Origin of the sequence: Bacillus sp. AY2-1 (genome assembly GCF_008368965.1) — a bacterium.
Classification (GTDB): Bacteria; Bacillota; Bacilli; order Bacillales; family Bacillaceae_G; genus Bacillus_A; species Bacillus_A thuringiensis_S.
Genome location: NZ_QPEL01000138.1, coordinates 1 through 10,119 on the forward strand (window position 1 = coordinate 1; position 10,119 = coordinate 10,119).

Here is a 10,119-nt window from a genome sequence, read left to right on the forward strand (position 1 = left end):
TACCTTGTATATATAATAAAAGGAGAGATGTGCTAACATCTCTTCTAGTAACTGCTACCGTCAGGGTGGTGGTTATTCATATATTTTTTTACAAAACCCACCCTTTTGCTTCGGACGGCGACGAGGAGTGGGGGTTTTGTTATCTTTTTCTAAAAACATACGCAGAAGCTTCACGTACAATGGCTTTCACAAATTCTTTTAGAAACTCAAACAAAAAATCCATAGGTATATTACCCCCTTTTCTTCCAAATGGAAAGAAGGGATAACCCATAACCCTCACAATATACAGTCAATTCTGTTCCATCATACTAGTACAATCTCACCAATAAAAAAAGACCACCATTACTTACTGGCAGTCTTTTTTAGGTAGTTTTAGAGATAAAATTATAACATATTTATATGCAGATAATAAATATACGTTTCCAAAGATACCATAATTTTTTATAATTCTTTATTTCTCAATCTTCATTGCATGATAAATTTTCCTATAACAAATAACATTAAAATTATCAATCCAATAGATTATTAGAAAAAACTGGTTATATATATAATATTTCGGTAAAATATAAATATAATTTAAGAAGATAAAGTTAATATAAATCAACTAAATAATGCAAAGAAAATGTTTTATTGTATAAAAAAAGGCTCCGTTGCTGGAGCGCTCAAAAATAAAATAAGTAAACGAATTAAAACAAGAAACAGACAATTTAACTATATAGATAAAACATACAGAAATCCATATATATGCAATATTGCATATAAAAACTTCTACTTATTGATGCTATAATAGGCTTACTCGATGATGATTATTATATTTTTTTATGGTTTTTAAGCAATACAATACCTTCTTAACACCAATTATACAAGTAAACGAGGACATCTTAACCGGTGAATTTTTTTAGTATAATACTTCTAAACCAATAGAAAAGCCTCCTTATTGGAAGCTTTTGATGATATAACCTGTTATTTTCTTCCTTTTTCCGTTGTAGTAAGAACAAAATTTATTATCTTTTAAACCAATTTGGTTTTACTAAGGTAACCTGAATCGATATATATCAACGTTTTATACATACTTAAAACATATAAAACAATAATATATAAAAGTGTTATTTATACTTGTCTAGCCAATCATTTATAGCCCCAGGAATATTTTTTGTATTACTTTTTACTTCTTCAAAAATATAAGACAAAAATTCTGTCCACGAAAATTCTTCTTCGTATGGATTATTTTGATTAATAAACTTTATAATCCTTTTTAACTCCTTTAGTCTTCCAGGGTCTAATTGTTCTTGCAAATACATTTTTAAATATTTGTTTATAATTGCTGAGTTTTTTAAACTCACTTCTAGCAATATTGCTGTAGCTTTAGAGGGTGTTACATCTAATGCATAGGCTAAACTGTTTATCTTTTCAGCGATTTCCTGTGTAAAACGAATTGTAATACGATCTGTCAGACCGTCTATCTTTTGACGTTGTAAAGACGTTCTTTCTAGGTCCCCAATATAGCATGTATTTCCGAACACTAAATCTCTTCTAAAGTATTCTGATAAAAGGTCCATTACTTGTTTAGAATATAAACCAATCGAACAAATCTGCTCTGCTACATCTTTTACTGGAATAGTAGTTATATAGGAAATCCGTGAAATTGTTTCTTTAAGATTAATAGAAACAGTTGGTTTAATGTCCTTTTTTTTATCTGAACGTGTCTTCCTCTGTTTTTCTTCTATTTTCATTTTGCCCTCCATTTTCATACTTTAAGTTTTAACCAGTGTCCTAGTGTCCTAGATTTATTTTATGTATATGTGGTAGGGAAGAGGGGTATGTATAAATTTTTACTAATCTGTTAAACATAGAAATAAATACGGAAGGGGAGAGGATCTTTATGCGATTATCAAAAGAAGAAGCTAAAAAAATCGCAAAGATAGGTATTGAAGCGAGAAAAAAATATAATTTACCAGGAAAGAAAAAAAAGCAAAATAAAATTATTTTAGACAATAAAAAATAATAAAATATTTTATTAAACTTGTGCAAAAAAGAAAATATAGTCCAGCTATAATTTCTCTTTTATTATTTACTAACAAACCCTTTAAACCTATAATTAGTATATATGAATTATAGGTTTAAAGGAGGAGTTTATGAAGAAAAAGATATTCATGGGAGCCTTAATTGTAATCATCATTCTGGGTGTTACTCTTGGTTTCTTAGTAAACAAAGCAAATAATATGAAGAATGAATTCACAGGATTTAGAGAAGAACTTGACAAAGACTTCTTCCCACTACTTAAGGATACTAAAGAACATTTTGAAGCTATAGTTCAAAAAGGAAACTCCTACGAGTTAGAGAGTTGGTATCTTACAGGGGATGGAATGAATAATACCCTAAAGTATAATGCTAAGATAAAAGAAATAAGGGATAGAATTGTGAATAAAGATGTTAAGAACCAAGATACACTTGAGTTGAAGAAAAATGTTTTAAACTCATTATCTTTAATGGAAACTGCTTTAAAAGACATTAACACTTTTTACAAGAATGAAAACTCTCATTTACTATGGGATATGCTAAGTGAAGACACAGATAAGTTAACAAAGAACATTTCAGAACAAAACAAGATATTAGCTAAGTATTACAAATAAGAATCCATAAATAGGATTTTCATTTAAAAATTCTTTAGATTTGGAAAGCCTAAATGAACAGAAAGGAAACCATATTAATTAATCTTTTTCAAAATGGTTTCCTTTTATTAATTATATCTTGTAGGTTTACAAAACATTTTTGATCAAAAAACATTTCAAATCTACAATAGATTTTATTAAAATTACTAATAAAAAAATACATTTGGATATTGCAAATGTCATTATGTTAAGTAAATCTCCCATTATTTATTAATAAATAATGTATCAGATAAAATCTGTGTCTTATGCCTTGAAACGGTTATTTACCATTTTTTAATAATTCAATTGCCTTAGCAGCAGCTTCATTAGTTGAAAGACCTAACTTTTCACCCTCATTATGGAACATTTCATACATTTTAAGTGCATCATGTGCCACTTCAAACATCTTCTTATTGTCTTTAAAAGCATATGTTTTAAGACGAACATGATCTTCTTCTAAAACCTTAGTTGTATGTGTAGCATATATTGCCTTTGACTGTTGCTCACCTTTTGTTAAAGGATTTGATTTTCCAGATCTAAACTCATTTGTGTTAATATCTTTAAAGCTCATTCTTTTCCAATCCTTTCTATTAACTCATTAACTACACTTTGATACATATTTAATACCGCTTTATCATGCATATCTTCATTAGTAATACCATTTTTACTAAACAATTTTATACGTTCACGTTTCATTATTTGTGAATTAAATAAATGATCACTAAATATCTTCTTAGAGTCTTCAAGCACTTCATTATCGACTTTTCCCTTTTTTGTAACCAAATAAGGAATAACTCCAGCTAATTTAATATTCTCATTATAGTCAAGAAGGTCTTTTAAATACTCAATAAACTTTACAGATGATGCAAAGGACTGTTGATGTGTTTGCATAATAAGAGCCACATAATCACTAGCTACAATTGCATTATTGGTAAATTCACTGATTGTTGGCGGAACATCAATAATAATGTAATCGTAATCTTCTTTGATTTGATCAATTAGATATTTTAATAGATAAAATCTCTTTGTTTTATCACTAGTTAAGTCATATAAATGTGCTGGAAATCCTACTAAATCCAAATCACTTGGGAAGATATCTAACTCTGAATTTGCTTTAACAACACATTTAAGCAGATCCTCTTCTTGAATTGCTTCAAAAAGACTAGTTTTTACATTTGAATCCATATTGAATGTATTAAACATGATTTCAGTAGCATTAGCCTGTGGATCAAAGTCAATTAATCCAACCTTTTTTCCTTGCTTCTGTAATAAGTATGCTAAGATAGTTGCAAAAGTTGTTTTACCAACTCCACCTTTGAAATTAGAAATTGTAATTACTGTCATTTTTCATTTCTCCTTTTGTGTTATTCTACTTAATTTTACACTTTTACACAAGTAAAAAAGTGTAAAAAAACAATTAATACTTATCTTTAATTTCTCCACTAATCTTTTTTCAAGTTCTTCACCATTTAATTGCATGAGAGCATTTAAATGGATTTCATCAATTAAAACAATCCACTCTATAAGATGGAATCTTTCAGTTTCAACCGCTTGGTTCATATTTCCACATCATTTTACACTTTGCTATTTTTACACTTTTACACTATATGGTTTTAGAGAATAACTATTTTGTTTGCTCCTTTAAACCTACGCTTAAATTCTTTCTTTACTTTTATCTTAGCAATTCTCTTAATGATGCCTAAATCGAACATAATCCGCTTGATCTCCCTAACCCCTTATGTATTTCATATGCTATTTCAAATTAAATCAAACCAACACTTACTTCTTTAATCATGTTTTAACGCCTTTTTTTACACTTTAGTTATAATAGAAGATAGTCTCAACTCATTTATTCCCCTATACTAAATGTTTTTATACCAAATCTAACTAAACAAATAGAGGTTGCAACTATTAAATATTGAAAAGGCTTGGCTTCTATACTTCTTACCCCATAAATAATTTAGCTTTCTTCCAATCATTGACTTGAGATTCACTACTAATAGAACTAATTATTTTTTAAATCCTTTCACATTTAATTATAAATATTGAATATTCAATATTTATAATTAAATCAAAACGTTAGAAAATACAAATAACATGATATTATTATTTATGTAATATTCATTCCAAAAAAGGGGGATTTTTCATGTTTATGAAAGTAATAATTGGAGCGTTAGCAACTGGAATTATGTTATCTGGTGCTGGAGGAGTATTTGCGGAAACACCCACTGATACAAGTGTAAAATTGAAAACAATTGATAATAAAAAAAGTTTTGTTAAAAAACTTGAAAAACAAGACTTTCCTGGCTACAAATCAAAAAAGGAAATACCTGCTGTAAAAGAGTGGAATGGAGTGACTTGGTATTTAAAAGGAGCAACTGAAGTAAGTAAAAATTCATGGACAGGACATTATGAAGGATGGCGAACAAGTAATAATTAAGAAACTTTAATTAAGTGTTTTCAAAGAAAATACTTACAAGGTTTATTTTCATTTATTACTCAAATAAAAGCAAAAAGACAGCAATAGATCAGCTGTCTTTTCTTTTTTGATTTATAAACATTCTATTTTTTAGGCATCCATGTATGTCCGCAATTCATGCAACCATTAATAATATTCTTTCTACCTATAAATCCACTAATTAACGCTAAAGGAATTGAAAACCAGAAAAGAATCACCATTGATAATGCTATAAACATATTTTCCCCAGCTAAACTAGCATTAATTAAAGAAATTACTTTATAAAACACAAGTAAACAAAACAAAACTATAGCTACTCTTTTAAAACTATAACCACGTTTATTACCAATTACTTGATCTGATTTACACTTCCTACAAATAACTTTTCTTTTTACCTTTTCTTTTTGTACTTTCATGTTCAATCATCCTTATTAACTATTAATTTTAATAAATTAATTATAAAATATATTAACTTCAATAAGATACAGATATTATCAAAACAAGCAAAAGAACCCTAAAAGCTAAGTTCTTTTGCTTGTTTTTGAATGTAAACTTTTAAATATTAGTTTACTTTCAAACCCTCAAAAACATTGGACTCACATAAAATACCCTGATATCCTTGAAACATTCAACAAAAGTATACATTTAAAACATGATAAACAAAGATATTAAAATGCCCGTGATCAAAAAAGAAAAAGCTAGATTCATGCTAGCTTTTTTACATAATTCTCGAAAGCGGAAGTCAATGTATCTTGTTTATTTAACATTAGCATCCGTTTGTTTCACAAACAAAGACCATTTAATTTAAAAACTTATAAAAAATGGTTCCAATCACTACTACACAACTAGTTCTTTAATGGTGTTAAGTATCCCTTCTGAATAAGAACCTATGGTTAAACGCTCATGTCCATTTTTTGCCTCACTTGTAGCATTCTCAAGTAAATAACCGAATTTTACAGCCTGTAACATTTTCAAGTCATTACCACTATCACCGAAGGCAATTGCATTTTGTCGGTCTATCTTAAATTTTGCTAATATATATCTCACAATCTCGTCTTTTCCAGTCCCTAAAGGGATAAAATCAATATCATATGCATTCTCTGGATCTCCAGCCAAAGGATTACATTGATTGATGTTTATACTAATTTTAAAATCACTAGCAACTTGTCTAATATGGTTAAGGTTTAATTGATCGTCCTTTTCATTCTTGCTGAAATAGTAGTAATTGCTTTTGTATTTTGATGCACCCATCTGTGATTGGCTATCTAAAGCAATATTTTTAGAAGCTAACAAATCAACTATCTCTTTTATTTTATCGGGATGGTAATTGCCATTATCAAACCTGCTAAGCCATTCTTTATCAATTTCACCTTGTTTTAATTTGTTGAAATAATGAATTTCTGTTCCCAAATCACTTGCAATAAAATGAGGAAGATACTGAAATCCACCCCTCTTCATTTTTTCAAGAACAGCCTCAATGTTACTACCTGTTACCAAGCCAAAAAGTAAACCAGAAATCCTACTTTTTTCTACGATAGTCTGTTCTAATGCTTGTATTTGACTTTTTCGTTCAGCGGTTAATTGGTGAGGAAAGTACGTTTCATCAAAATCACTAAATACAATGTACTTAGGATTTGGTATTTCTGGTAAAGTTCTAAATAGATTGTAGTCCATAGAGTAACCTCCATAAATTCTTCTCTCATTCACCTTCATCTTACTATAAATATCCAATTACTTATATAACTAAACTGCCAGTTAATTGAACAAGAAACAATGTATATCATATACATGCTCGGTTAACATAACGTATCATTATAAGAAGTTATCCTCACCAACAATTCCCGACTTATCAACACCTTGTGAAATATCCTCTTCACCTACGTATGCAGTTTCTTATTCATCTCATTATATTTTAGTGGTTAAAAGCAATCATTGTCTTTATTTCCTTTACTTCATATGTATAAAAGTTCGCATAAACAAAAGGCCAACTTATAGGTAAAGTGACAGAACAAATGCTCATCTATATAAAAATAGTAGAAGTGTAGATTTGAGGGATTCACACACTTCTACTAAATCATGTAATCAATCCATTATATGCGGCATATAATTTCTTACAAATTAAACAATCTCTGAATTAAGGATTTCTTTGGAACTGGAATCTCTTTCTTATCTTCTTGTAGTAGTGTTATGGCTTTATCTAACTTATTTTGTAGCAATTTAATTTCTTGGTCCTTTTCTTCTGCTATGGATCGTTCCTGTATTAATAGATCTATAATGGTTTGGTTTTGCTGGACTATTTTATCCTGTTGTTCAAACATGTGTACAAACCGTTCTTTCATCATAAAACTCTCTTCCTGTGAACGTTCAGCCTCTAAAAGCGTTATATCAGCGTTATCAGATTCGTGAACGCTATCCGTTTCCGTTGCGTTTATCCCCTCATATAGCTTATTCTCTGCATCCTGAGGGCTATTCGATGTATTGTCTTTAAATGTCTCAGGAGCTGCAATGTCTTCATTACTAACAGTGGCAGCGGCTTCGTCTAGTTTCCAATTTTGCTTTAGATATATTTTCATCTGTCTCAGTATCTCTATATCTTTTTGATAATATATTCGCTGGTTGCGATCATTACGTTCAAATGTGTAATCCATCTTTTCTAATTCAATGGACCATCTACGAAGTGTATTGGCGTTTATTTCTAATTGCTTTGCTACTTCTTGAGCAAAATAACCATATTCCAAGCGTTACACCTCCGTTTTTCTACAAACTTTATTAGTTATATATATCTTTTATATACATAATAGGCCGAACCCTTTGTCTTCCCTTAGTTTCCCTAAAAATAGTCAAAAATCGCTAAATTTATTAATTATTAATATAAAAAATTTCTAAATTTTAATTGAATAATAGTTTAATTTTGTCGGGTTCATTTTTATGTACATATTACAAATAAATGTAAAGTTATCATTTTTAAAAATAAAAATTGGAACAATAATAAATAACTAATTCAAATAAATATAAAGAGCAAAGGGAGATAGCGTAAAAGCCTTGAGGCTCTAAGTGTAAAAGAATTATTAAAAATATTTAAATGTAGAATAAACAATTTAACAAGAAGTCTACTAAATAATTAACAATTAACAAGAAGATTATTCAATAATTAACAATTCAACAAGTTTTCTATCGAATTATCACATATACACAAGTCTTGAATCGTAATAGAGAAAATAGAAAAAGAACACAAGAATAGGAGAGTTGATGTTTAAAACTTACTTTTCCTGGTGTTCTTTTTTGTTTCCTTTATAGTTTTCCACGACTAATAGCCTTATGCTTTATTTTAAAAAATAAAGCATAAGGCTGAAATAAAGTAGATTTTTAATTTTTTATTTTATGCCTTTAAGGCATCTGGTACAGGAATATTATTAGTTGTTAGAGCCAGCACTAGATCATGCCTCATATCGCTATAAGAATCATCTGGTATATATTTAGTCCTCCAGGACAGAATAGATTCACGGAATTTAGCACGCATAAACGCTCCTAAAACGCTTACTTTGTTACCAGATTTCACAAAATTCTCTAGCTCATCTAATGCATATGTCATTGTATATGTCATAAATCTCTTAATATCTTTTGTATGTTTTAGAAATTGAGCAATTGTGGAGATTTCATTTTTAAATGCAACAATAAGATCATTGTCTTCTTTCATAGACAATGGTAATTTTAAAGACTTCAAGCGATCCTTTGCTTCTTTTCTCATATGTGCTTCTTGTTGTCTTAAAACTTTATTTTGTGATTCAATTACACATTCAGCAGAAATGTGAACGTTAAATTTTGTGATGAAAATTTGTTCAACATACTCTTTGATACGAGTCAGCCTACCCATATTAGGTTTACGCACTTCTGTATTTGAAGCTGTAAAAGGGAAAATAGGTCTAATAATATTTAAGTATTCACGTACTTTTTTAGCATTACGTCCTAGTTTTTCTTTTAGGTAACTCATCGTGCGTTGTATAATGAATTTTTCAATTTGATTTTTATTCTCTAGACCTATTTTTCTAGTAAATGTATTACATAAGTCTAAAAGTAATAGAATACCTTTTGAGTCACGGTGAGAAACTAATTGTTTTAAAACTTTAGAATCTAGTAAATGGTTAGGAATTCGGAAATAAGAGAGCTTTCCAATGTCTTGTTTAGTTGTTTCTTTATATGTACGGTTTAATCTAGCATAGTTACAAATTTCATAAATTGAGATTCCGTTAATAAAAACTTCTCGAACCATTCCAGATTCTAATAATGCTTGAAATCCTGTATGTACAGTCGTATATGCAATACCAGAAGCATTGGAAATAATAGATAATTTAAAATCACGAGGTAATAAACCTACATCATTTACATAAAAATGTAAGTAAATATAGGTTGCTAAGGCTGATGAAGGAAGTGAATATTTGCCTAGCTCGTTATTTTTAAGTAGATAATGGCGTGTTTCATCAAACATTTTTACTCCACGCATGAGGAACTTTGATGATATGTTGCTTGTGGTATCTAATTTTATATTTGTAAGTTCATTGATATCAAAATCATTGTTTGTGAACATGAAAAAGCCTCCCTAAATTTCCCACCTAAATATAAGAGAATTAGAGAGTTTTGTATTCACAAACCTTTATAACTTATGATATAATTTAGTCATAAATAATTTTGTGATTAAAACTCTGCTAATGGGAGTTTTTAATTGATTCAAAGTTTGCCGACCTAGATCAATTAAAAACTGAGGTGGAGTTTTATTTTTTTGTGATTTTTTATTATATAAATGTGTTTCTTTAGATTATTTATCTGTAATTACTTTTTATTCTATAACGTTTTCCCAATAATTACAATATACTTAAAGTGTATGTTGTATACTTTTGGAGAATAGTAATAATTTCATATAAATAATTATACCATAAAGAAGAACTATAGTTCTGAAATTTTGGAATTTTTATACACTAAAAACAAATTATAATTAAAAATAAAAGGCTTGAG

12 protein-coding genes are annotated in these 10,119 nt (G+C 28.8%); 4 read left to right on the plus strand and 8 right to left on the minus strand.

Annotated elements, in window-relative coordinates:
• The coding region (locus DN403_RS31565; RefSeq protein ID WP_218948250.1) for a hypothetical protein at positions 1–266 on the plus strand (266 nt) is incomplete at its 5' end.
• An 840-nt stretch (positions 267–1,106) separates the two neighbouring features.
• Here DN403_RS31565 and DN403_RS25100 read toward each other — a convergent pair.
• A complete protein-coding gene (locus DN403_RS25100) occupies positions 1,107–1,733 on the minus strand; it encodes a hypothetical protein (RefSeq protein WP_149185856.1) in 627 nt (208 codons plus the stop codon).
• Positions 1,734–1,882: 149 nt separating this feature from the next.
• On the opposite strand from DN403_RS25100, the gene DN403_RS31950 reads away from it, so the two are divergent.
• Complete coding sequence (locus tag DN403_RS31950) at positions 1,883–2,005, plus strand: hypothetical protein (protein ID WP_255253821.1); 123 nt, start codon at positions 1,883–1,885, stop codon at positions 2,003–2,005.
• Positions 2,006–2,135: 130 nt separating this feature from the next.
• Entirely contained in the window at positions 2,136–2,633 is a 498-nt protein-coding gene (locus DN403_RS25105) for a hypothetical protein (protein WP_061667676.1), read from the plus strand.
• A gap of 298 nt (positions 2,634–2,931) precedes the next feature.
• Here the strand turns inward: DN403_RS25105 and DN403_RS25110 are convergent, their stop codons facing one another.
• Genes DN403_RS25110 through DN403_RS25120 form a run of 3 tightly spaced genes read right to left on the minus strand, consistent with a single transcriptional unit; the run spans position 2,932 to position 4,211 of the window.
• Positions 2,932–3,222, minus strand: a complete 291-nt coding sequence (locus DN403_RS25110; RefSeq protein WP_061667675.1) for a hypothetical protein — start codon at positions 3,220–3,222, stop codon at positions 2,932–2,934.
• Positions 3,219–3,995, minus strand: a complete 777-nt coding sequence (locus tag DN403_RS25115) for a ParA family protein (protein WP_149185857.1) — start codon at positions 3,993–3,995, stop codon at positions 3,219–3,221. Before DN403_RS25115 ends, DN403_RS25110 begins: the two co-directional genes overlap by 4 nt.
• Before the next feature lie 3 nt (positions 3,996–3,998).
• The gene (locus DN403_RS25120) at positions 3,999–4,211 is read right to left on the minus strand and encodes a hypothetical protein (protein WP_149185858.1); all 213 of its coding nucleotides are present in this window, start codon (positions 4,209–4,211) and stop codon (positions 3,999–4,001) included.
• A 586-nt stretch (positions 4,212–4,797) separates the two neighbouring features.
• On the opposite strand from DN403_RS25120, the gene DN403_RS25130 reads away from it, so the two are divergent.
• A complete protein-coding gene (locus DN403_RS25130; RefSeq protein ID WP_149185859.1) occupies positions 4,798–5,091 on the plus strand; it encodes an LCI fold-containing protein in 294 nt (97 codons plus the stop codon).
• 122 nt (positions 5,092–5,213) lie between these two features.
• Here DN403_RS25130 and DN403_RS25135 read toward each other — a convergent pair whose 3' ends face one another.
• The 4 genes from DN403_RS25135 to DN403_RS25150 all read right to left on the minus strand — a co-directional run bounded on the left by DN403_RS25135 (position 5,214) and on the right by DN403_RS25150 (position 9,694).
• Positions 5,214–5,525 (minus strand): transmembrane 9 family protein, encoded by a 312-nt coding sequence (locus tag DN403_RS25135; RefSeq protein ID WP_149185860.1) that lies wholly within the window; start codon positions 5,523–5,525, stop codon positions 5,214–5,216.
• A 421-nt stretch (positions 5,526–5,946) separates the two neighbouring features.
• A complete protein-coding gene (locus DN403_RS25140) occupies positions 5,947–6,783 on the minus strand; it encodes an HAD-IIB family hydrolase (protein ID WP_000386174.1) in 837 nt (278 codons plus the stop codon).
• A gap of 437 nt (positions 6,784–7,220) precedes the next feature.
• The gene (locus tag DN403_RS25145) at positions 7,221–7,847 is read right to left on the minus strand and encodes a MerR family transcriptional regulator (protein ID WP_149185861.1); all 627 of its coding nucleotides are present in this window, start codon (positions 7,845–7,847) and stop codon (positions 7,221–7,223) included.
• A 641-nt stretch (positions 7,848–8,488) separates the two neighbouring features.
• A complete protein-coding gene (locus DN403_RS25150) occupies positions 8,489–9,694 on the minus strand; it encodes a hypothetical protein (RefSeq protein ID WP_149185862.1) in 1,206 nt (401 codons plus the stop codon).
• Positions 9,695–10,119: the final 425 nt, after the last annotated feature.

What these genes read in the sequence shown, in the direction of transcription:
- DN403_RS25100 (WP_149185856.1), bottom strand. Translation starts at nt 1,733, where the DNA reads ATGAAAATAGAAGAAAAACAGAGGAAGACACGTTCAGATAAAAAAAAG.
- DN403_RS31950 (WP_255253821.1), top strand. Translation starts at nt 1,883, where the DNA reads ATGCGATTATCAAAAGAAGAAGCTAAAAAAATCGCAAAGATAGGTATT.
- DN403_RS25105 (WP_061667676.1), top strand. Translation starts at nt 2,136, where the DNA reads ATGAAGAAAAAGATATTCATGGGAGCCTTAATTGTAATCATCATTCTG.
- DN403_RS25110 (WP_061667675.1), bottom strand. Translation starts at nt 3,222, where the DNA reads ATGAGCTTTAAAGATATTAACACAAATGAGTTTAGATCTGGAAAATCA.
- DN403_RS25115 (WP_149185857.1), bottom strand. Translation starts at nt 3,995, where the DNA reads ATGACAGTAATTACAATTTCTAATTTCAAAGGTGGAGTTGGTAAAACA.
- DN403_RS25120 (WP_149185858.1), bottom strand. Translation starts at nt 4,211, where the DNA reads ATGAACCAAGCGGTTGAAACTGAAAGATTCCATCTTATAGAGTGGATT.
- DN403_RS25130 (WP_149185859.1), top strand. Translation starts at nt 4,798, where the DNA reads ATGTTTATGAAAGTAATAATTGGAGCGTTAGCAACTGGAATTATGTTA.
- DN403_RS25135 (WP_149185860.1), bottom strand. Translation starts at nt 5,525, where the DNA reads ATGAAAGTACAAAAAGAAAAGGTAAAAAGAAAAGTTATTTGTAGGAAG.
- DN403_RS25140 (WP_000386174.1), bottom strand. Translation starts at nt 6,783, where the DNA reads ATGGACTACAATCTATTTAGAACTTTACCAGAAATACCAAATCCTAAG.
- DN403_RS25150 (WP_149185862.1), bottom strand. Translation starts at nt 9,694, where the DNA reads ATGTTCACAAACAATGATTTTGATATCAATGAACTTACAAATATAAAA.